This window comes from Chromobacterium piscinae (assembly GCF_021129175.1).
GTDB classification, from domain to species: domain Bacteria; phylum Pseudomonadota; class Gammaproteobacteria; order Burkholderiales; family Chromobacteriaceae; genus Chromobacterium; species Chromobacterium piscinae.
Map to the genome: position 1 here is coordinate 1 of NZ_JAJOHV010000068.1, position 19,774 is coordinate 19,774.

At 65.5% G+C, this 19,774-nt stretch carries 20 protein-coding genes and 5 tRNA genes; 18 read left to right on the forward strand and 7 right to left on the reverse strand.

The window, feature by feature from the left end:
* The 15 genes from fliH to flgJ form a co-directional block, all read left to right on the forward strand.
* The coding region (gene fliH, locus LQR33_RS17100) for a flagellar assembly protein FliH (RefSeq protein WP_231469839.1) at window positions 1–540 on the forward strand (540 nt) is incomplete at its 5' end.
* A 3-nt stretch (window positions 541–543) separates the two neighbouring features.
* Window positions 544–1,857 carry a flagellar protein export ATPase FliI gene (gene fliI, locus LQR33_RS17105; protein WP_231469841.1) on the forward strand — a complete coding sequence of 438 codons (1,314 nt, stop codon included), beginning with the start codon at window positions 544–546 and terminating at the stop codon, window positions 1,855–1,857.
* Complete coding sequence (fliJ, locus tag LQR33_RS17110) at window positions 1,854–2,285, forward strand: flagellar export protein FliJ (protein ID WP_166438214.1); 432 nt, start codon at window positions 1,854–1,856, stop codon at window positions 2,283–2,285. The genes fliI and fliJ overlap by 4 nt, the downstream gene beginning before the upstream one ends.
* Before the next feature lie 85 nt (window positions 2,286–2,370).
* On the forward strand, window positions 2,371–3,723 hold the full coding sequence (gene fliD, locus LQR33_RS17115) for a flagellar filament capping protein FliD (protein WP_166438215.1): 1,353 nt from the start codon (window positions 2,371–2,373) through the stop codon (window positions 3,721–3,723).
* A 25-nt stretch (window positions 3,724–3,748) separates the two neighbouring features.
* Window positions 3,749–4,141, forward strand: a complete 393-nt coding sequence (gene fliS / locus LQR33_RS17120; protein WP_166438216.1) for a flagellar export chaperone FliS — start codon at window positions 3,749–3,751, stop codon at window positions 4,139–4,141.
* A complete protein-coding gene (locus LQR33_RS17125; RefSeq protein WP_166438217.1) occupies window positions 4,128–4,415 on the forward strand; it encodes a hypothetical protein in 288 nt (95 codons plus the stop codon). The genes fliS and LQR33_RS17125 overlap by 14 nt, the downstream gene beginning before the upstream one ends.
* Window positions 4,412–5,419, forward strand: coding sequence for a flagellar hook-length control protein FliK (locus LQR33_RS17130; RefSeq protein ID WP_231469843.1), 1,008 nt, complete (start codon window positions 4,412–4,414; stop codon window positions 5,417–5,419). The genes LQR33_RS17125 and LQR33_RS17130 overlap by 4 nt, the downstream gene beginning before the upstream one ends.
* Window positions 5,420–5,440: 21 nt before the next feature.
* Window positions 5,441–5,878 (forward strand): flagellar basal body-associated FliL family protein, encoded by a 438-nt coding sequence (locus LQR33_RS17135; protein WP_231469845.1) that lies wholly within the window; start codon window positions 5,441–5,443, stop codon window positions 5,876–5,878.
* 5 nt (window positions 5,879–5,883) lie between these two features.
* Window positions 5,884–6,579, forward strand: a complete 696-nt coding sequence (locus LQR33_RS17140) for a FliA/WhiG family RNA polymerase sigma factor (protein ID WP_166438220.1) — start codon at window positions 5,884–5,886, stop codon at window positions 6,577–6,579.
* Between the two features lie 16 nt (window positions 6,580–6,595).
* The gene (motA, locus tag LQR33_RS17145) at window positions 6,596–7,462 is read left to right on the forward strand and encodes a flagellar motor stator protein MotA (protein WP_021475129.1); all 867 of its coding nucleotides are present in this window, start codon (window positions 6,596–6,598) and stop codon (window positions 7,460–7,462) included.
* A 3-nt stretch (window positions 7,463–7,465) separates the two neighbouring features.
* Window positions 7,466–8,452 carry a flagellar motor protein MotB gene (locus LQR33_RS17150; RefSeq protein ID WP_231469847.1) on the forward strand — a complete coding sequence of 329 codons (987 nt, stop codon included), beginning with the start codon at window positions 7,466–7,468 and terminating at the stop codon, window positions 8,450–8,452.
* Window positions 8,453–8,757: 305 nt separating this feature from the next.
* Window positions 8,758–9,363 carry a Crp/Fnr family transcriptional regulator gene (locus LQR33_RS17155; RefSeq protein WP_231469849.1) on the forward strand — a complete coding sequence of 202 codons (606 nt, stop codon included), beginning with the start codon at window positions 8,758–8,760 and terminating at the stop codon, window positions 9,361–9,363.
* A gap of 118 nt (window positions 9,364–9,481) precedes the next feature.
* Window positions 9,482–9,745: a flagellar biosynthesis anti-sigma factor FlgM gene (gene flgM, locus LQR33_RS17160; RefSeq protein WP_231469852.1), complete on the forward strand. Its 264-nt coding sequence runs from the start codon at window positions 9,482–9,484 to the stop codon at window positions 9,743–9,745.
* The gene (locus LQR33_RS17165; protein ID WP_221664770.1) at window positions 9,745–10,170 is read left to right on the forward strand and encodes a flagellar protein FlgN; all 426 of its coding nucleotides are present in this window, start codon (window positions 9,745–9,747) and stop codon (window positions 10,168–10,170) included. The genes flgM and LQR33_RS17165 overlap by 1 nt, the downstream gene beginning before the upstream one ends.
* Window positions 10,151–10,861, forward strand: a complete 711-nt coding sequence (flgJ, locus tag LQR33_RS17170; RefSeq protein WP_231469854.1) for a flagellar assembly peptidoglycan hydrolase FlgJ — start codon at window positions 10,151–10,153, stop codon at window positions 10,859–10,861. Before LQR33_RS17165 ends, flgJ begins: the two co-directional genes overlap by 20 nt.
* Window positions 10,862–10,967: 106 nt before the next feature.
* On the opposite strand, the gene LQR33_RS17175 is transcribed toward flgJ, so the two are convergent.
* The 5 genes from LQR33_RS17175 to LQR33_RS17195 all read right to left on the reverse strand — a co-directional run bounded on the left by LQR33_RS17175 (window position 10,968) and on the right by LQR33_RS17195 (window position 11,395).
* Window positions 10,968–11,043 (reverse strand) — tRNA-Ala (locus LQR33_RS17175).
* 11 nt (window positions 11,044–11,054) lie between these two features.
* Window positions 11,055–11,130 (reverse strand) — tRNA-Glu (locus tag LQR33_RS17180).
* Window positions 11,131–11,149: 19 nt separating this feature from the next.
* Window positions 11,150–11,225 (reverse strand) — tRNA-Ala (locus tag LQR33_RS17185).
* 11 nt (window positions 11,226–11,236) lie between these two features.
* Window positions 11,237–11,312: transfer RNA gene (locus tag LQR33_RS17190), tRNA-Glu, on the reverse strand.
* Window positions 11,313–11,319: 7 nt separating this feature from the next.
* Window positions 11,320–11,395 (reverse strand) — tRNA-Ala (locus LQR33_RS17195).
* Between the two features lie 301 nt (window positions 11,396–11,696).
* On the opposite strand from LQR33_RS17195, the gene LQR33_RS17200 reads away from it, so the two are divergent.
* From LQR33_RS17200 to LQR33_RS17210, 3 genes are read left to right on the forward strand one after another with little or no spacing between them, the layout of a single operon-like run.
* A complete protein-coding gene (locus LQR33_RS17200) occupies window positions 11,697–12,461 on the forward strand; it encodes an amino acid ABC transporter substrate-binding protein (protein WP_104947563.1) in 765 nt (254 codons plus the stop codon).
* 14 nt (window positions 12,462–12,475) lie between these two features.
* Window positions 12,476–13,156 carry an amino acid ABC transporter permease gene (locus LQR33_RS17205; protein WP_046156545.1) on the forward strand — a complete coding sequence of 227 codons (681 nt, stop codon included), beginning with the start codon at window positions 12,476–12,478 and terminating at the stop codon, window positions 13,154–13,156.
* A complete protein-coding gene (locus LQR33_RS17210) occupies window positions 13,153–13,920 on the forward strand; it encodes an amino acid ABC transporter ATP-binding protein (protein WP_166438226.1) in 768 nt (255 codons plus the stop codon). Before LQR33_RS17205 ends, LQR33_RS17210 begins: the two co-directional genes overlap by 4 nt.
* A gap of 16 nt (window positions 13,921–13,936) precedes the next feature.
* Here the strand turns inward: LQR33_RS17210 and LQR33_RS17215 are convergent, their stop codons facing one another.
* Together LQR33_RS17215 and LQR33_RS17220 are read right to left on the reverse strand one after the other, a co-directional pair.
* A complete protein-coding gene (locus LQR33_RS17215) occupies window positions 13,937–14,863 on the reverse strand; it encodes a diguanylate cyclase domain-containing protein (RefSeq protein WP_166438227.1) in 927 nt (308 codons plus the stop codon).
* Between the two features lies 1 nt (window position 14,864).
* Window positions 14,865–19,682 carry a CHASE domain-containing hybrid sensor histidine kinase/response regulator gene (locus LQR33_RS17220; RefSeq protein ID WP_231469855.1) on the reverse strand — a complete coding sequence of 1,606 codons (4,818 nt, stop codon included), beginning with the start codon at window positions 19,680–19,682 and terminating at the stop codon, window positions 14,865–14,867.
* Window positions 19,683–19,774: the final 92 nt, after the last annotated feature.

The window sequence follows — 19,774 nt, forward strand, 5'->3', positions numbered from 1 at the left end:
GGCTTCGACAGCGGCGAGGCCGCCGGCCGCGACGCCGGCTACCAGGCCGGCCTGGAGCAGGGCCGCGCCGAAGGCGTCGCCGCCGCGCGCGCCGAGACGCTGGCCGGGCTGGAAACCTTGGGCGCGCCGCTGGCGGCGGCCATCGAACAACTGAGCAAGCTGTGCCGCGACTACCAGGCCGCGCAGCGCGACGAGGTGGTGGACCTGGTGGCCAAAGTGGCCCGCCAGGTGATCCGCTGCGAGCTGGCGCTGAAGCCGGTGCAGATCCTCGACCTGGTGGAAGAGACGCTGGCGGCGCTGCCGCAGGGCGCGCATGCGCAGGGCGAGGTGGAAGTGTTGCTCAATCCGGAAGAGTGCCAGCGCATCCGCGAACTGGCGCCGGAGCGCGCCGCGCAATGGAAGCTGAGCGCAGATCCGTCGCTGGCGCCGGGCGAATGCCGGGTGCGCGGCGCCGAGTTCGAGGCCGACGCCGGCTGCCAGCAGCGGCTGGAGCATTGCGTGGACAGTCTGCGCGAACAACTGCAAGCGGAAGAGGGCTAAGCGATGCTGCGCCAGGCCCTCAGCCAGCTCTCCGTACCGGACGCGCCGGTCGCCACCGTCAGCGGCAAGCTGGTGGGCGTCAACGGCCTGCTGCTGGAAAGCGTGGGCTGCCCGCTGCAGACCGGGCAGCGCTGTCTGGTGGAAACCGCCGGCGGCGGCTGGCTGCAGGCGCAGGTGGTGGGTTTCCGCCGCGAGGTGTCGTTCCTGATGCCGTTCAAAAAGCCGGTCGGCCTCGCCACCGGGGCGCGGGTGCTGCCCGCGCCGGACAACGGCGGGCTGATGATAGGCGACGGCTGGCTCGGCCGCATCGTCAACGGCCTGGGCGAGCCGCTGGACGACAAGGGCCGCATGGGCGGCGACGCGCCGCTGGCCGCCCATCCGCCGCAGGTTAACCCGCTGAAGAAAAAACCGGTCGACCGGCCGCTGGACGTCGGCGTGCGCGCGATCAACGGCCTGCTGACCATGGGCCGGGGCCAGCGCGTCGGGCTGTTCGCCGGCTCCGGCGTCGGCAAGAGCGTGCTGCTGGGCATGATCACCCGCCACACCGAGGCCGAGGTCGTGGTCGTCGGCCTGATCGGCGAGCGCGGCCGCGAAGTGCGCGAGTTCGTCGAGCATGCGCTGGGGCCGGAGGGCCTGGCCAAGGCGGTGCTGGTGGTGGCGCCGGCCGACGAGTCGCCGCTGATGCGGCTGAAGGCCACCGAGCTGTGCCACACCATCGCCGCCCATTACCGCGACCGTGGCCGCAACGTGCTGCTGCTGGTGGATTCCCTGACCCGCTACGCGATGGCGCAGCGCGAAGTGGCGCTGGCGCTGGGCGAGCCGCCGGCCACGCGCGGCTATCCGCCGTCGGTGTTCGGCCTGCTGCCCAGCTTGGCCGAAAGCGCCGGCAATGGCGAGGGCGGCGAGGGCAGCATGAGCGCCATCTACACCGTGCTGGCCGAGGGCGACGACCAGCAAGACCCGGTGGTGGACACCGCCCGCGCCATTCTGGACGGACACATCGTGTTGAGCCGGGAGCTGGCCGAACGCGGCCACTACCCGGCGATAGACATTTCCCGTTCGGTCAGCCGCTGCATGAGCCAGCTGATCGACGGCGCGCACGCCGCCGCCGCGCGCGAGCTGCGCGGCGCCTGGAGCCGTTACCAGGAGGTGCGGGGCCTGCTGCCGCTGGGCGCTTACGTGCCCGGCGCCGATCCGGCCACCGACCGCGCGTTGCGGTTGCAGCCGCGCATCGAGGCCTTGCTGTGCCAGGGCGCCGGCGAGGCCGCGCCCTATGACGACACCCTCAGGCAATTGCAGGAGCTCGCCGACGCATGAATCAGCCGATACGACAACTGGACTTGCTGCTCAGGCTGCGCGAACGCGACGGCGAGCGGCTGGAGACCGAGCTGGCCGCCAAGCGGCGGCTGCAGGAGCGCTACCGGCGCAATATCGAGCGCCTGGACCAGCTCAGCGCGGCCAGCGGCCCGAGCGCGGCGGCCGGCCACCCGGCGCTGGCGCTCAACTGCGCCGGCTACAAGAGCCATCTGCTGGGCCTGCGCCAGTCGCAGCAGCAGGACTTGCAACTGGCCCAGGCTGATGCCGAAGTCAGCCGCTCGCGCTTACAGGACGCGCGCCGGCGGGAAGAGCAGGTCAAGCTGCTGCGCGAGGAAAGGCTGCTGGAATGGCGGACCGAGCAAGGGCGGGCGGAGCAGAAGCGCACCGACGAGACCGCCGGCCAGGCCTGGCTGAGAGGGCGCGGCTAGTGGTGAATATTCACGTCGTTTCAGTCCGCGCGGGCGTCGGTCGCCCTGTATCGGTACATACCGTTAGCGGACGAAAGGAATACTGATGGCGATCGACTTCAACGCGGTGCCGCCCTCTACTTGGGCGGAAAACCTGGCGCGCAAGCAACTGGGCAAGCAGCAGGCCCAGCTGGATACCCAGGCCAAGGACGCCAAGGCGCGCACAGATGCGCTGGGCCAGTTGCAGAAGGCCCTTCAGGATTACAAGACCAGCCTGACCACGCTGACCGGCAAGAAGAGCCTGGTGGCGATGAACGCCAGCGCCTCGCCGGACGGCATGGCAACCGTCACCGCCAAGGGCAATGCCCAAGCCGGCAACTACAGCGTGTTCGTCGAGCAATTGGCCAGCTCCCAGCAATTGCTGATGGGCGATCTGGCCGGCGCCACGGCCCAGGCCGGCGACAAGTTCACCGTCAAGCTGGCGGGCGGCGAAAGCTTCGAAGTGGCGCTGGACGGCGCCGACCGCGACAAGGACGGCAAGCTGTCGCCCAGCGAGCTGGCGCTGGCGATCAACCGCGCCAGCGGCAACGCCGGCAAGGTCAACGCCATGGTGCTGAACAACAACGGCGCCAGCCAGCTGGTGTTGTCCGCCGGCAAGAGTGGCGAAAAGAACACCATCTCCCTGGATCTGGGCGGCGTGAGCGACGCCGGCCTGAAGAACGGCCTGTCCTCGCCCAAGGAGCTGAGCAAGGCGCAGGACGCCATCGTCTGGCTGGGCGGCAAGACCGCCGGCGTCAAGCTGCAGCAAGGCTCCAACACCTTCGACAATATCGAAGGCGTCAGCTTCACCGTGAACAAGCTGAGCAAGGACACCGATCCGCCGCTGCAGATTTCGATCAGCCGCGGCGACAGCGATACCACGGCCAATGTCCAGTCCTTCGTCGATTCGTACAACAAGATCTACAAGGCGATTTCCGACCTGTCCCAGCCGGGCAAAGACGGCAAGCCGGGCGCGGCCTTCGCCGACGACTCCAGCATCCGCGTATTGAAAAGCCAGCTCAACGCCATCCTGCGCCAGTCATTCGACGGCGTCACGCTGGGCCAGATGGGCATCAAGGCCAGCCGCGACGGCACCCTGGCGCTGGACAGCAAAAAGCTGGGCGACACGCTGAAGGCCAGCCCGGACGCGCTGGACCGCTTCTTCAACGGCGCCGGCCAGAACGGCGCGCTGAAGCAGAGCGCCGATTATCTGGACAAGTGGCTGAACGGCAGCAACGGTCTGCTCAAGCAGCGCCGCGACAGCGAAGACCGCGGCCAGAAGGATCTGACCCGGCGGCAAGACGCGCTGCAAAAGACTTTCGAGCAGACCTACAACCGCTATCTGGCGCAATTCACCAAATTGCAGAGCATGCAGGATCAGATGACCCAGACCATGGGCATGTTCAACTCCAACTTCTGAATCTAAAGAAAGCAGGATCGAAATCGTGGATTACGACGCCTATCGCAGCTACCACGCGGTCAATCTGGAAGCCCAGACCGGCGCCGCCAGCCAGGTGGAACTGGTGTTGGTGCTGTTCGACGGCCTCCTGGAAGAGATCGCCCGCGCCCGCGGCCATTTGCAGCAGCAGCGCTTCGAGCAGAAGGGCGAGAGCATCAGCAAGTGCATCAACATCCTCAACGGTTTGTCCAGCGCGCTGGATTTCGAAACCGGCGGCGAGGTGGTGACCAATCTGGCGCGCTTGTACGACTACTGCGCCCACCGCCTGTACCAGGCCAGCGTCGAGCTCGACGCCGTGGCGCTGGATGAGGCGGAAAAGCTGCTGGTCACGCTTAAGGGCGGCTGGATAGGCGTGCGGGACCAGCATGCCGCGGCCTGAGGTCGAGCGCTGGTGCCAGGCCATCGCCGACGCGGCGGAGCGGCGGGATTGGGACGCGTTGACGGCCATGGACGCGCGGTTGCGCCAGCTGTTGACCGAGCCTGGCCATACCCTGGACGTGGACGACAGGGCGGCCTTGTCGGCCGCCTATCGCGCCGCGCTGGCCGCGAGCGGCGCCGAGCTGGACGCGTTGAGCGCGAAGATGGCAGAGGCGGGACAACAGCGCGAAGGCCGTCTGGCCTACGCGCAATTCAGTGAATGGGAACAAGCATGAGCAGAGTGGCGCCGCCGCAATCCGCGCCCGTTTCCCCCGTCCAGACGGGGAGTGGCGACGGAGCAGTCAGTCAGGCGATGGATGACCTGTCGTGGATGGACGCCGATCCGGCGGCAGGCTTCGCCGACGCGATGTCCGATGCCGGCGCGCGGCAGCCGCTGGCCATGGAGGAGTCGGCACAAGAGCCGGCTTCCCTGGCGGATGCTGTTCGCCAAAGCCTGCCGGCCATGCCGGCGGCTGTCGATCAGAATGCCGCGGTTGGCGACGGCGAGGATGAGAAGGCGCGCAAGCCGGTGGATCTGGCCGCGCTGAGTCCGGCGTTGCAGCCGCAAACCTGGCAGGCGCTGATGCCGCGCCAGGCGGCCCCTACGGCGGATGCCGAAGCGCCGGCGGACGCGGGCAAGGTTGCCGCGCCCGTTTTGGATGCTGCGCCGGCGTCTCCAAAGCCGGCCGACAAGGCGCCGCAGATTCAAACGGCGGATCTGGCCATGCCGCGGGAAGCCGCGCCGCGTATGGACAACATCGCCGCGGCCTTGCCGCCGGCTCATCCGGCCGATGCCGCCAAACCAGCGGAAAGCTTCAGCCTGGCCTTGCCGCCGGCGCAGCCGGAGAGCTGGAGCGGCAAGCTGCAGGCTGCGCTGGGCGAGCGTGTGCAGCTCATGCCCAGCCAGAACATGGATCGCGCGACGCTGCGGCTGGATCCGCCGTCGCTGGGCACGCTGGAAATCTCGCTGCGCCACCAGGCCGGCGCGCTGGTCGTGGAGCTGACCGCCTCGCACGGCGAAGTGGTGCGCCAGCTGCAAGGCATAGGCGACGCGCTGCGCCAGGATCTGGGCAGCCGCCAGTACACGCAGGTGGCGGTGGAGGTGCGCGAAGGCATGCCGTCAGGGCAGGGCCAGGGTGGCCGCCAGGGCCGGGAGCAGCAGGCCCAGCAGCAGCCGGGCCGGGCGCTGAGCGAACAGGGCTGGCAGACGGCCGGCTCGTTTCATTTGGATCAGGGCTGAGACAGCGAAGGATATCGATAGATGAATAGCAGGACCCTGATCGTGGCCGCCTTGGTGGCTGCAGCCGTGGCTGGCATCGGCGGCGGCGGGTGGTGGTACTACCAGCAGGCGGCGCATGCCGAACCCGCCAAGCCGCAGCCAGTGGATTACCGCTTCGTCACCTTAGACAAGATCATCGTGATGCTGAAGAGCGATTCGGGCGGCGACGCGCGCTACATGGCGGTGGACCTCGTGTTCCGCAGCACCGTGGAAAACGAGGGCAAGGTGAAGGAGCAGCTGCCGCTGCTCAAGAGCGTGGCGGTGCGCGCGCTGTCGCAACTGACGCGCGAGCGCGCCAACGCCTTGAACATAGACGACTTCCAGAAGCTGCTGGACCGCTCCTACCGCGCCACCTTCGCGCGGGAGGCGCGCGGACAGCCATTCACCGAGGTGATGGTCAGCAAGCTGATCATCGAGTAAGCGCGATGTACGCGGAGAGCTACGAGCAGCCGTCCCAAGCCGTCGACGAGGCCCGACACCTGGCGACCTACGCGCCGCTGGTCAAGCGCGCCGCGCGCCAGCTCTCCAGTCAGGCGGGCGGCGTGTTCGACCGCGAGGACATGGAGCAGATCGGCCTGATGGCGCTGCTGGACTGCCTGCGCCGCTACGGCGGCGAGCCGGATGAGCGTTTCGCGGGCTTCGCCATGCTGCGCATCCGCGGCGCTATTCTGGATGAATTGCGGCGACTGGACTGGCGGCCGCGCGCGGTGCGGCAAGAAGCGCACCGGGTTCGCGACGGGCTGCGCGAGTTGAGGCGCAAGCTTCGGCGCGAGCCCACCGAGGCGGAGGCGATGGCCTTGCTGGGGCTGGACGCCGACGCCTATCGCGAGGCGCTGCTAGCCGAAAACGCCGAGGCGATGGCGAGCTTCGACGAACTAGTGGCCGGCGGAATGGAGCTGGCGGCGGAAGGCTCGCCGGAAGCCAGGCTGGAGCGGCAAAGCGAGTTGGCGCGCGCGCTGACCGCGCTCAACGAGCGCGAGCAGCAGGTGATCCAGCTGTATTACGAGTTCGAACTGAGTCTCAAGGAGATCGCGGCGGTGCTGGAGCTGACCGAGGCCCGCATCTGCCAGATCAACAAGAGCGCCCTGAAAAAGATGCAGGCCTGCCTGATGGCGGCCTGAAGCAAGGAAACACCCCATGCAGCAATTGTTTGGCATTCTGATCGTGCTGGTTTGCGTATTCGGCGGCTTCATGCTGCACGGCGGCGTGCTGTCCATCATCTGGCAGCCGACCGAGCTGTTGATCATCTGCGGCGCGGCGCTGGGCGCGGTGGTGCTGGGCAATCCGCCGCATGTGCTGAAGGAGATGGGCGGCCAGATCAAGCGCGTGGTGGTGCGCAAGAAGCAGGGCGCGGAATTCCAGCGCCAGCAGCTGCTGCTGATGTACGAATTGCTGATCACCGCCAGCCGCGGCCTGAAGGCGCTGGACCAGCACGTGGAAGCGCCGCGCCAGAGCCCGCTGTTCAACCGCTACCCCATGGTGCTGGAAAACCGCAAGCTGCTGGCCTTCATCGTCGACAACTTCCGGCTGATGGCGATGGGCAAGATCAACGCCCACGAGCTGGAGGGCGTGCTGGACCAGGAGCTGGACGCCATCCATGAACAACTGATCCAGCCCTCCAAATCGCTGCACAAGATCGCCGAGGCGATGCCGGGCTTCGGCATCCTGGCCGCGGTGCTGGGCATCGTGATGGCGATGAACACCGTCGCCCAGGGCGCCAGCGCCGGCGAGATCGCGGCCAGCGTGGCCGCCGCCATGGTCGGCACCTTCATCGGCATTTTCTTCTGTTACGGCGTGCTGGACCCGCTGTCCAACGTGATGCACCAGCTGGTCAAGGAAGAATTGTCCAATTTCGAATCGGTGAAAGTGGTGCTGACCACCCACGTGTCCGGCAAGCCGCCGTTGCTGGCGATCGACGCCGGCCGCCGCTTGGTGCAGCTGAACACCAAGCCCAGCTTCTCGCAGCTGGAGTCGTGGATCAATGCGATGGAAGGGCTGGGTTAAGCGATGGCCGGCCTGAAGAACAAGGGCGATCACGAAGGCGCGGTGATCAAGAAAGTGTCCCGCCGCAATGCGGAAGAGGGGCACGGCGGCGCCTGGAAAGTGGCGTTCGCCGATTTCGTGCTGGCGCTGATGTGCCTGTTCCTGGTGCTGTGGGTGCTGGCCGCGCGCGATCAGGAAAATCTGCAGCAATTGCTGACCACGTCCGGCGGCAGTCCGCTGCTGCAGGGCAACGGCCGGCAGATAGACCACATGGGCAATCCGCCCGGCACGCTGATTCCGCGCGATCCGATTCCGGGCCAGACCGGCAGCCAGGTGGCCAGCAAGTCGGCGGTGAGGGACAGCGACAAGCGCGCTAGCGAGCAGCCCGAGCTGCCGCGCCGCAGCTACGACAGCGAGGCCGATCTGCGCAAGCTGGCCGCCCAGCTGTCCGAAATGAGCCAGAAGGCTGGCCTGTCCAGCAATCTTCAGACGGTAATTACGCCCTACGGCCTGCGTGTGACGCTGCACGATACGGATCAGCAAGGCATGTTCGAGCGCGGCAGCGCCATCGTCGACCCTCGCTTCCGAGGCCTGCTGCAGCAGATCGGCGCCATGCTGGGCGAGATCGACAATCGCCTGCTGGTGGTCGGCCACACCGATGCCGCGCAATACCACCGGGCCGGCGCCTTCGGCGCGATGTCCAACTGGTCCCTGTCCAGCAACCGCGCGATGGCCGCGCGCCTGCACATGATGCAGGGCGGCCTGGCCGGCGATTCGGTGTTGCAGGTGGTGGGCATGGCGGAGCGGGCGCCGCTGGACAAGCAGCATCCGCTGGCGGCTAAGAACCGTCGGATCGAGCTTCTTGTGCTGACTTCCGGCCAGGCTCAGGCGGTGGTGTCGATGTTCGGCGCGGCGACGACGGAGGCTGTGAATGCGCCGGGTGTTGCGTTAGCGCTACCAAATGCAGAGGACTTGAAAACCCTGCGGGAAAATACCATAAACATACGATAAGTTGCTGATAGTATGCTTTGTTCTCATAAAAGCCTTGCCTTTGCAAGGCTTTTTTATTGTGTGTTTTTCACATAAATTTTAATCAAATTATTTACAATTAACACAGTGTTGATAACAATGTCAGGCATATGAGCCACTTCTCATATCGCAAACAATAAATAATGACTAAGGCATGTCCGTGCCTTCGAGGTCCGGGTGCTGGTAGTCGGGGACGTGTTACCGAGATGAATCAAGAGCAAGTTAGGCAGATGTTGCGGCAGACGCCGCTGTTTGGCCATTTGGAAGACGGGGCGTTGGATCATGTCGTGGAATGTTCCGAAGCTGTGCGTCTGGCGAAAGGCGAGTCCCTTTACGAGGAGGGAGATGAATCCGACTCCGTAGCGTTGCTGCTGGATGGATGCATGCAGGTTTACGTATCCGAGTCGAACGGCAAGAAGTATGTGCTGCAGATGGTCATGCCGGGGCAGCTGCTGGGCATAGAGTCGTTTGTCGACTGCGGCGAGCGCGGCAACAATGTGGTGGCGGACGAGGACAGCGTGTTGCTGCGGTTCACGCGGGAAACGCTCAGGCAGGTGTTCGACAGCGAAGATGGCTTGCCCGATTGCGACAGGGTTCGCGGCAGCATCATGCGCTACCTGGTTTCGTTGGTGCGCCACATGACCACGTTGGCGCGCAACCTGGCCTTGCTGGATGTCTACGGCCGGGTGCGCATCCTGATCAATCAGATGTTGATCGAACAGGACGGCGTGCTGATATTGCGCAAGCAATTGACCCAGCAGGAAATCGCCGATCAGATCGGCTCCTCCCGCGAGATGGTGGCGCGTATTCTTAAGGAATTGGTCTACGGCCATTACATTCGCCTGGAGAACAGGCGCATCGTGGTGCTGAAGATGTTGCCGGAGAATTTCTAATCAGGCGGAGAGGCCGCGCGACACCGAGTCGCGCGGTTTTTTGTTTTCAAGGTTTAAGTTTGGCGGCCGCGGGTCGCCCTGTATTGGTATCACACCCATACAGTTGCTAGGCAGACAGATGCAGATCTCCTCTCTTTCCACCTGGCGCGGCGAAAAAGCCGCGGCGGGCAAGTCTGAAACCGCGTCGGCGGTCGACGCGGCGCCTCGCGCGATTTCGTCGGTTGCAAGCGCCGAGGCGCCGCTGGCGGCCTCCCTGCAAGCGATGCCCGAGCTCGACCAGTCCAAAGTGGAGGCGGTGCGCGCCGCGCTGGCCAGGGGCGAGGTTCGTTTCGATGCCCAGCGCCTGGCGGGCTTGATCGAGCAGTATCACGGCGGCCGCTGATGGATAGAAAACAGCTCTATCGTCGATTATTCGCCACCGTGGGCGAGGACCTCGCCGACTATCCGCGGCTGAGCGCCTTGCTGGAGCGGCAGTTCCACGCCGCGCTGGCACATGACGCGGCTGAGCTGGAGCAGTGCGCCGGCGAAATCGCCGCATTGTGCGACAAACTGGAGCGCAGCCGCCGCGAGCGTCTGGAATTGGTGGCGTCGCTGCTGCCGCCGCGGGCGGAGCGGTCGATGGCCGAAGTGCTGAAGGTTTTGCCGCAAGCCATGCGAGAGCAGGGCAACGCGCATTGGGGGCGTTTGCGCGCGCTGATCGCGGATTGCCGCGAACGCAATCTGCGCAATGGCCAGCTGCTGCAGGAGCGCAGGCAGTTGTTGCAGCGCGTGTTGGAGGGCGAGAGCGATGTTTACGCAGCGCAGTGAGTCCTGGCAGGCCGCCGGCGCGGCTGTTTCGTCGGACGCGGTGGCCTTGCCCTTGAGCCTGCCGTCGGAGGGCGCGGGTTTTTCCGAGCAGTTCGCCGGCGTGCGCGCCGAAGTGGAGCGTTTCATCGCCGCCGGCGAGCCGGGCTCGGCTCAGCAGTTGTCGCCGGAAGCGTGGCGCGTTCAGCAGCAACTGCGCGCCGGCGCGGCCGATTTTTCCGCGGTGCCGCGGGATCGGCAGGGTTTTGTCGAGGAAATGCTGCCGCACGCGCAGGCGGCCGCGGCGCGTCTGGGCGTGACGCCGGATCTGGTGCTCGCTCACGCGGCGCTGGAGTCGGGCTGGGGGCGCAAGCCGCTGACGCGCAGCGACGGCGGCAACAGCCATAACCTGTTCGGCATCAAGGCTGACGCGCGTTGGGGTGGGCCGGTGGCGACGGCGCTGACCACGGAGTTCATTCACGGCCAGAAGCAGAACAGGGTGGAGCCGTTCCGCGCCTATCCCGATTATCGCGCGGCGTTCGACGATTACGCCGATCTCTTGGCATCGAATCCGCGTTACCGCGCGGCGTTGGGCGTCGGCGGCGACGCGAAGGCTTTTGCCGAGGCTTTGGCGCGCGGCGGCTATGCGACCGATCCCGATTATGCCGGCAAACTGGCGAGTCTGGCGGGGCAGTTCCGCAAGAGCATTCGTTGAATCCTGGGGGAAAGAAATTGGCGCCAAGGGCGCCAATTTTCATTTATGCAGATTTTTGGAAAATAAAAAGGAAAAAGCCGAAATCGTAAGATTTCGGCTTTTAAATTGGTGGAGATAAGCGGGATCGAACCGCTGACCTCTTGCATGCCATGCAAGCGCTCTCCCAGCTGAGCTATACCCCCAGATGATGCTTTGGCGTCCCCACGGGGATTCGAACCCCGGTTGCCGCCGTGAAAGGGCAGTGTCCTAGGCCTCTAGACGATAGGGACGTAATGCCTAATTGTAATTTGGTGGAGATAAGCGGGATCGAACCGCTGACCTCTTGCATGCCATGCAAGCGCTCTCCCAGCTGAGCTATACCCCCAGATAATGCTTTGGCGTCCCTACGGGGATTCGAACCCCGGTCGCCGCCGTGAAAGGGCGGTGTCCTAGGCCTCTAGACGATAGGGACTAAATTTTGGTGGAGGTAAGCGGGATCGAACCGCTGACCTCTTGCATGCCATGCAAGCGCTCTCCCAACTGAGCTATACCCCCACATATCCGCCGATTTCGCTTTCGCTGGACCGTTAGGTCTCGACAGGAGGCGAACTATACATGCAGTAAATTCCTCATGCAAGCGGTTTGTGAAAATATTTTGAAAAAACGCATAATTTATCTATTTTGATTAGCATGACTGTTGCTGGGTACGCTAAGGCGAGGCTGATGGCGCATTTATATGTATTTTAAGAATAACAAAGTAAAATAATATTACTTAGTGTTCTAATTTTCGACTGCTATGGTGTCGCCATGCCCAGCCGAATCCAGGCTGGAGGAACGATATTCTGGAGAATGGACAATGAAGAAACTGAACGCAGCTTTCGCCCTGATCCTCGCCGCGGCAGGCTCCGCGGCTCATGCCGACGATCTGGCTGACATCCGCAAGGCCGGCGTGCTGAAGATCGGCACCGAAGGCACTTACGCGCCTTTCACCTATCATGACGCCGCGGGCGGCCTGACCGGCTTCGACGTGGAGATCGGCCAGGCGATCGCCGCCAAGCTGGGCGTCAAGCCGCAATTCGTCGAAGGCAAGTGGGACGGCCTGATCGCCGGCCTGGACGTCAAGCGCTACGACGTGGTGATCAACGAAGTGGCGATCACCGACGCGCGCAAGGTCAAATACGACTTCTCCGTTCCCTACATCGTGTCCAAGGCGGTGCTGATCGTCCGCGACGACAACCGCGACATCAAGCGTTTCGAGGACCTGAAGGGCCGCAAGTCGGCCAATACTCTGACCAGCAACTTCGGTAAGCTGGCGCAACGCTACGGCGCCGAGATCGTGCCGACCCAGGGCTTCAATGAGTCGGTCGCGCTGCTGGAGTCCGGCCGGGTGGAGACCACCATCAACGACAGCTTATCCTTCCTCGACTTCAAGAAGAAGCAGCCCAAGTCCCGCCTGAAGGTGGCCGCCACCGAGGCGAACGGCGACGCGTCCGGCGTGCTGCTGCGCAAGGGCAATCCGGAGCTGAAGGCCGCCATCGACAAGGCGCTGGCCTCGATCAAGGCCGACGGCACTTATCAGAAAATTTCCCACAAGTATTTCGGCGCCGACGTGTCGCGCTGAGCTGAGGAGCGGCAATGCCCCCGTGGTTGCAGTTGATGGCGGATTCGCTGCCGTCCCTTTTGTATGCAGGCCTGGTATTCACCGTGCCGTTGACGCTGTTGTCCTTCGCCGGCGGCCTGGCGCTGGGCCTGGCGGTGGCCTTGATCCGGCTGTTCGGGCCGCGCCCGTTGGTTTTGCTGGTGCGAGGCTATTCCTGGCTGGTGCGCGGCACGCCGCTGTTGGTGCAGCTGTTCGTGATCTTCTACGGCCTGCCGCGCGTCGGCATCGTGTTCGATCCGTTTCCGGCGGCGCTGCTCGGCTTTGTGCTCAGCGTCGGCGCCTACACCTCGGAAGTGATACGAGCGGCGATCTCGTCGGTGCCTAAGGCGCAATGGGAGGCAGCGTACTCGCTGGGGATGAGCTGGTCGCAGGCGATGCGCCGCACCATCCTGCCGCAGGCGGGCAGGGTGGCGGTGCCGCCGCTGGCCAACTCCTTCATCTCGCTGGTGAAGGACACTTCGCTGGCGGCGGTGCTGACGGTGCCGGAAATGTTCCAGGCGGCGCAGCGCATCGCGGCCACCACTTACGAGCCGCTGCTGCTGTATCTGGAGACCGCGCTGATCTATCTGTTGTTGAGCACCGTATTGACCTGGCTGCAGGAACGGTTGGAAAAACGTTTTGACCGGCACGTGGCGCCGGTGGGGGCCGCGTCATGATCAAGCTGAGCCGTATCGTCAAATCCTTCGGCGGCCAAACCGTGCTGCATGATGTCGGCCTGGAGCTGGCCGAGGGCGGCGTCACCGCGCTGATCGGTCCGTCCGGCAGCGGCAAGAGCACGCTGCTGCGCTGCGCCAATCTGCTGGAGACGCCGGATGCCGGCGAGCTGCAGCTGGCCGGCGAGACCTTGCGTTTCGAGCCTGGCAGGAAGTTGTCCCGCGACGCCATCCTGCGCGTGCGCCGCGTCACCGGCATGGTGTTCCAGAGCTTTCAGCTGTTTCCGCATCAGACCGTGCTGCAGAACGTGATGGAAGGGTTGTTGACCGTTCAGCGCTGGCCGCGGGACAAGGCTGAGGCACGGGCGCGCGAGTTGCTGGACAAGGTGGGCATGGCGCACAAAGCCGACGCTTGGCCGTCCACGCTGTCCGGCGGCCAGCAGCAGCGGGTGGCGATCGCCCGCGCGCTAGCGCCATCGCCGCAGCTCTTGCTGTGCGACGAGCCGACCTCGGCGCTGGACCCGGAGTTGGCCGCGGAAGTGGTGGCGGTGTTGCGCCAGCTGGCCGCCGACGGCGTCACTATGCTGATGGCCACGCACGATCTGAGGCTGGCTTCCAGCGTCGCCCGGAATGTGGTGTTTCTGGAAAACGGCCGCGTGGTCGAGGCGGGCTCCGCCGCGCAGATTTTCGGCGCGCCGCGCGAGGCCCGCACGGCGGAGTATGTGTCCACGCTGACCGCCGGGGCCAGGGATCTGGTGCAGATCTGATCCGCCGGCTGTCGGCTCAGCCGGCGCTGACGCGCGCGCGGCCTTCGTGCTTGGCTTGGTAGAGCTGGTGGTCCGCGTGCTCAATCAGCGTTTGCGGCGCCGTCGAGCCGTTTGGGATCATGGAGGCGACGCCGATGCTGGCGGTCACTGTCGGCTCCGCGTCGGAGGCTTCATGAGGGATGCCCAGCGCCCTGATCGCCTGCAGGATTTCGTCGGCCAGGCTGGAAGCGCCTTCGAGGTCGGTTTCCGGCAGCAGGCAGGCGAACTCCTCGCCGCCGTAGCGCGCCGCCAGGTCCCTGGGCCTGCGCAGCGACAAGCGTATCGCCTGGGCGACCCGGCGCAGGCAGTCGTCCCCGGCCTGGTGGCCGTAACGGTCGTTGAAGCGCTTGAAATAGTCGACATCCAGCATCAGCAGGGAGACGGGCTGCTGCTGCCGAGCGCATTGCAGCCAGTCGGATTGCAGCGCTTCGTCGAACTTGCGGCGGTTGGCCACGCCGGTCAGACCGTCCTGCAGCGCGATCGAGCTGAGCAGGTCGGCCTGGAATTTCAGCGCCAGATGGGTCTGGACCCGGGCGCGCAATATGGTTCGGTTGACCGGCTTGACGATGTAGTCGACGCCGCCTAGTTCGAAGCCGCGCACTTCATCCGCCTCCTCTCGCTGCGCCGAGACGAATATGATCGGCACCGAACGGGTGTGCGGATCGGTTTTCAGCCTGCGGCACACCTCGAAGCCGTCGATGCCCGGCATTACCAGGTCCAGCAGGATCAGGTCGGGCTTCAGCGACAGGCACTGGGCAATCGCCTGCTCGCCGTCCAGCGCCATGAAGACTTCGCATTCGTCTTTGAACAGCTCCCGTATCAGCAGGATATTGGTGGTCTGGTCGTCCACCACCAGGATGCGCGGCCGAGCGGGATTGGATCGTTCGTTTAGCGGCAGGTCCATGTCAGGGTTCGCTCCCGATCAGGGTTTTGACGATCTGGGCGGCGGGGGCGAATTGCAGGCGCCCCACTTGTTCCGCCAGGCTTTCCACCTGCTGCCGAATGTGTCCGCCGGCCAGTGGCGGCAACGCCATGGCCAGGTCGATGGCGGCGAGGTTGCCGCTTTCCAGCAAAGGCAGTATCTCGAGTAGGCGTTCTTTCCACTCTTGCGGGGTCAATGGGGGCGCCTCGCCGGGTGTGGCTGGTGGCGCCGCCGGCAGGCGGCTGTCCAGTTTGGCCACGCTTTCGGTCACCAGCCGCTGCAGAGTCTCGGCGGCGGCGCGCCAGGTTTCGGCGTCCAGTGCGCGGTCATTGCACTGCCTAGCGCGTTGCTCCAGCTCGCCAGCCTGCCGGGCCAGCGCCGCCGCGCCGACGGTGGCGGCGATGCCTTTCAGCGCGTGAAGCGTCGCGGCGCCTTGGGCGGTATCGCCGCTTTCCAGCTGCTGGCGCAAACCGGCGGCGAGCCGATGCGCTTCCGTCCGGAACTGTCGCAGCGCAGCGCGCATGGCGCCCGCCTGCTGGCCGAAGCGTTGCAATACCCGCTCTTCCGGCTCGATGTCGCAAGGTGGGCAGGTTTCGGGCGCCGCCGGCGAGGCATCCGGCGAGCGGCCGGACAGCGCCAGCAGCCGCGACGCGAGCTGATCGATGTCGATCGGCTTGCCGATGTGGTCGTTCATGCCGGCGGCCAGGCAGTCGGCGCGGTCGGAGAGAGTGGCGTTGGCGGTCATGGCCAGAATGGGCGTGCCGCATCCGCCGGCGCGAATGCGGCGGGTGGCTTCCAGGCCGTCAATGTCAGGCATCTGCATGTCCATGATCACCACGTCGTAGTCGGCGTCGGCGGCGGTGGCTAGTTCGACGCCGGCCAGTCCGCCTTCGGCCAGTTCCACCCTGGCGCCTTCGGCGCTGAGCAGTTCGGAGGCGACCTGCCGATTCAGAGCATTGTCTTCCACCAGCAGCAGCCGCATGCCGCCCAAGCGCTGGCGGATGGCCGGCGAAGGCGGCGGGGCGCGTTCTCCCAGCAGATTGCGGCGCACCGCGTCCAGCAACTGCTGCGGCGTCACCGGCTTGGTGAGAAAGTCGGCGAACGGCGGGTCGCCGCTGTCGGCGATCTCGGACAGCACCTCGCGGCCGAAAGCGGTGAGCATGATCACCACTGGCGGCGTGGAGGCGGTGGCCCGTATGCGCGACGCGGCCTCCACGCCGTCCATGCCGGGCATCTTCCAGTCCATCAGCGCCACGTCGTAGCGCTGGCCGGCTTCTGCCATGCGCACGGCCTCGGCGCCGCTGGCGGCGTAATCGGCGCGCCAGCCGGCCGTCTCCAGCGTGCGGCCAAGTACTTCCCCCATCAGCGGATTGTCGTCCACGATCAGCGCGCGCAGGTTCTGCGGCAATGCGGCGTCTGCGGCGACCAGCGGCGCTGCATCGGCGGTTTCCAGTTCGATCTCGAAACTGAAGCGGCTGCCGCGGCCGGGCTCGCTCTGCGCCGTCAGTTGGCCGCCCATCATCCTGACCAGCCGCTGGCTGATGGCCAGGCCCAGCCCGGTGCCGCCGAATCTGCGCGCGGTGGAGGCTTCGGCCTGGGTAAAGCCGTCGAAGATGCGGCCCAGCTGCTCCGCCTCTATGCCGATGCCGGTGTCGCTGACGGAGAAGCGTAGCGCGACATGCCGTTCTAGCTCGCGGATCAGGGCGACGCTGACGATCACTTGGCCGCGCTCGGTGAACTTCATCGCATTACCGGCCAGGTTGATCAGTATCTGCTGCAATCGCAGCCGGTCGCCGACGATGGCGGAGGGCAGGGCCGGATCGATCTCGAACACCGTCTCCACTTCCTTGTCGCCGCGGTTGCCTGACAGGATGATGCCCAGGTCGCGCAACAGGTTGTCCAGCTGGAACGGGTGGCGGTCCAGCTGCAGCTTGCCGGCTTCTATCTTGGAAAAGTCGAGGATGTCGTTGAGCAGGCCTAGCAGCGATTTGGCCGCGGTCTGGGTTTTGGTCACGTAGTCCAGCTGGCGGCCGTCCAGAGCGGTGTGCCGCATCAGCTGCAGCAGCCCCAGCACGGCGTTCAGCGGGGTGCGGATCTCATGGCTCATATTGGCGAGGAAGCGGCTCTTGGCTTGGCTGGCTTGCTCTGCCAGCTGTTTGGCTTGCAGCAGCCGCGTTTCCGAGCGCTGGCGTTCGGTGATGTCGGTGGCGATGCCGACATAGCCGATGATGTCGCCGCCGGCGGCGCGCATCGCGGTCACCGCCAGCGAGACGGACACATGGCTGCCGTCCTTGCGCACATAAGTCCATTCGCGGGTTTCCGCGCCGAATATTTCCGGCATGTGGACAAAGGCCCTGAAGCCGCCGATCTCCTCGCCGAACAGCGCGCTGAGCTCGCGGCCTCTGTCCACCACTTCGCTTTCCAGATGGAAGCGGGCTGGCGTGCAGCTGCCCACTATTTCCTGCTGCGCATAGCCCAGCATCCGTTCGGCGCCGGCGTTGAAAACGGTGATCAGGCCATCGTGGTCGGTGGCGATGATGGAGACCTCGGACGCCGCGCTCAGCACATTGGACAGCAGCAGGCTCAGTCGATTGATTTCGGCGTCGACCAGCCGGCGGCGGGTGGTGTCGATCCGCAGCGCGATCACCCGCTCGATGGCGCCGGCGCTGTCGTGCAGCGGGGCGATCACGGTATCTGACCAGCGCAGGCTGCCGTCGCGGGCGCGGTTGCAGATTTCTCCGTGCCAGGCGTCGCCGCGCCGCAGCGTTTGTTTCAGTTCGCGCCAGAAGGACCGGTCCTGAAGATCGCCGGTCAGCATGCGATGGTTGCGGCCGATCAGCTCGCCGCGCGCGTAGCCGTTCACTTCGCAGAAGCGTTCGTTCACTTCCAGGAAGCGGCCAGCGGCATCGATTTCCGAGTACTGCAGCTGTTCGTTGATGATGCCCAGCAGCGCCTCGTTCTCGCGCAGCGCGGCGGCGAGCCGGGTGCGGCCGTCCACCAGCTCGGTGACGTCGTGCACCACCGAGTAGAAACCGCGGACTTCGCCGTTTTCCCTGTCAGGCAGATAGTGGACCAGTGTATGGCGCAACTCGCCGTCAGGACCTTCCAGCGTGCGTTCGAAGCTCTGGGGATGGCCTGCCAACGCGGCTTCCACATAGGGCCGGCTGATCGCGAACGACTCCTCTCCCAGCAGTTCCGGCAGTCGGGTGCCGGGCAAGGTGTCCGGCTCCCGGTGGAACCAGGTGTGGTAGGCGTGATTGGCCACCCGGTTGATCAGCTCCTTGTCCCAGTAGCCTATCATCGACGGCACGCTGTCCAGCACAGTGCGCAGGTCGCGGCGCGCGGTTTCCAGCTGTCGGGTGCGCTCCGCCACCTGTGCTTCCAGGCTGGTGTTCAGCGCGTGCAGCTCCGCTTCCATTTCCTTTTGCCGGGTGATGTCGCGCACGGTTTTGGCGGCCCCGGTCACCTTGCCGTCGTCGCCGTAAATGGGAGCTACGGAAACCGCCACCTCTAGCTGGCTGCCGTCCTTGCGGCGGCGAGTGGTCTGAAAATGGGCGATGCGCTCGCCGCGGGCGATTCGGGTGAGGATGTCTTGTTCCTCGGCCTGCCTGTCCTCGGGCACGATCAGCCGCAGCAGCGATTGGCCCACGGCCTCGTCGGCGGCGTAGCCGAACATTTGCTGGGCGCCTTTGTTCCAACTGATGACCACGCCGTCCAGCCTCTTGCCTATGATGGCGTCGATTGAGCTTTCGACGATGGCGGCCAAGTCTTCGCGGGTGTCCTGCAGCTTGCGGCGCGATAACGCATTGCTGCGCCAGGCATAGGCCAGCGCCGCGCCGGCCAGGCTGGCTAGCAGGCCGGCCAGTGCGATCAGCCTGGGGTTGAGGAGGCGCAGCGCTTCAGCGAAGGCGGGGCCGGCGTGAAAGTCTAGCCGCCAGACGCGCCCGAACAGCGGGGCGCTCTGGGTGGCGATGGCTGCGTCGGCCGGGGCGGCGCCGCTCCGGCTGCGGAAGAAGCGTGACGGACGCGCCGGGTTGCTCGTATCGCTCAGCTCGATCCAGCCCTCGCGGCGCGGCAGGTCCAGCCCGGCGAGAACTTCCGGCATCGCTAGCGGCGCGTAGCTCCAGCCGGAGATCTGGCGGCGGCGCTCGTTCACGTCGGCCGGCGCGGCGATGCTTCGGTAGATCGGCAATAGCAGCAGAAAGCCCTGGCCGCGCAGCGGAGTCGCCTGCAGCAGCGTGATGGGTTCCGACAACCGGGCTCCGCCGCTGTCTACGGCTTCCTGGGCCGCGGCCCGCCGGGTTGGGTCGGAATTGATATCGAGGCCGATGGCTGCGCCATTGCCGGATACCGGCTCGATGAACTGGATGATGGCGTGTTCGCCGCGGTAGCGGCTGAACTGGCGCAGCTTGAAGCCGGGGCTGCCTGCTTTCATGGCGGACAGGAAGCGCGGCAGTTCGGCGTCGGCCACGCGGCGGATGATGCCGAAACCGCGAGCGCCGGGGAATTCCCGGTCCGGTTCGCGGCTTTGGGCATAGCGGTGAAAGATTTCCCGGTTGAGTCCGGCGGCGCCGGCGGCGATGAACGCGCCGCGGGCGCCGCGCAGGCCGTATTCGTAGCGCTGCAAGCGTTCCACGATTTCATCAAGCGCGCTTTGGGCCTGGCGGTTGGCGGCCTGCTGCAGCGTTTCGGCATTGCGCTGATCAATGTATAGGCAGGCGAGCGCCGTCAGCGACAGGCCCAGCAGCAGCGTAACTGCCGCCCAGCGGATGGCGGAGGAAGTGTAGGGCTTTCTCGTCATGGTGGCTGTCGTCGCAACGATGGGATGATATCGGCAGGCGGGGCCGGACTATTTTATGATAGTTGCGTCGAGGGAGTTTGCAGCAAGAAGGG

What these genes read in the sequence shown, in the direction of transcription:
- fliD (WP_166438215.1), top strand. Translation starts at nt 2,371, where the DNA reads ATGGCGATCGACTTCAACGCGGTGCCGCCCTCTACTTGGGCGGAAAAC.
- flgM (WP_231469852.1), top strand. Translation starts at nt 9,482, where the DNA reads ATGCAGATCTCCTCTCTTTCCACCTGGCGCGGCGAAAAAGCCGCGGCG.
- motA (WP_021475129.1), top strand. Translation starts at nt 6,596, where the DNA reads ATGCAGCAATTGTTTGGCATTCTGATCGTGCTGGTTTGCGTATTCGGC.
- LQR33_RS17215 (WP_166438227.1), bottom strand. Translation starts at nt 14,863, where the DNA reads ATGGACCTGCCGCTAAACGAACGATCCAATCCCGCTCGGCCGCGCATC.
- LQR33_RS17220 (WP_231469855.1), bottom strand. Translation starts at nt 19,682, where the DNA reads ATGACGAGAAAGCCCTACACTTCCTCCGCCATCCGCTGGGCGGCAGTT.
- LQR33_RS17165 (WP_221664770.1), top strand. Translation starts at nt 9,745, where the DNA reads ATGGATAGAAAACAGCTCTATCGTCGATTATTCGCCACCGTGGGCGAG.
- LQR33_RS17205 (WP_046156545.1), top strand. Translation starts at nt 12,476, where the DNA reads ATGCCCCCGTGGTTGCAGTTGATGGCGGATTCGCTGCCGTCCCTTTTG.
- LQR33_RS17125 (WP_166438217.1), top strand. Translation starts at nt 4,128, where the DNA reads ATGCCGCGGCCTGAGGTCGAGCGCTGGTGCCAGGCCATCGCCGACGCG.
- LQR33_RS17200 (WP_104947563.1), top strand. Translation starts at nt 11,697, where the DNA reads ATGAAGAAACTGAACGCAGCTTTCGCCCTGATCCTCGCCGCGGCAGGC.
- LQR33_RS17210 (WP_166438226.1), top strand. Translation starts at nt 13,153, where the DNA reads ATGATCAAGCTGAGCCGTATCGTCAAATCCTTCGGCGGCCAAACCGTG.
- flgJ (WP_231469854.1), top strand. Translation starts at nt 10,151, where the DNA reads ATGTTTACGCAGCGCAGTGAGTCCTGGCAGGCCGCCGGCGCGGCTGTT.
- LQR33_RS17135 (WP_231469845.1), top strand. Translation starts at nt 5,441, where the DNA reads ATGAATAGCAGGACCCTGATCGTGGCCGCCTTGGTGGCTGCAGCCGTG.
- LQR33_RS17130 (WP_231469843.1), top strand. Translation starts at nt 4,412, where the DNA reads ATGAGCAGAGTGGCGCCGCCGCAATCCGCGCCCGTTTCCCCCGTCCAG.
- LQR33_RS17150 (WP_231469847.1), top strand. Translation starts at nt 7,466, where the DNA reads ATGGCCGGCCTGAAGAACAAGGGCGATCACGAAGGCGCGGTGATCAAG.
- fliJ (WP_166438214.1), top strand. Translation starts at nt 1,854, where the DNA reads ATGAATCAGCCGATACGACAACTGGACTTGCTGCTCAGGCTGCGCGAA.
- fliI (WP_231469841.1), top strand. Translation starts at nt 544, where the DNA reads ATGCTGCGCCAGGCCCTCAGCCAGCTCTCCGTACCGGACGCGCCGGTC.
- LQR33_RS17140 (WP_166438220.1), top strand. Translation starts at nt 5,884, where the DNA reads ATGTACGCGGAGAGCTACGAGCAGCCGTCCCAAGCCGTCGACGAGGCC.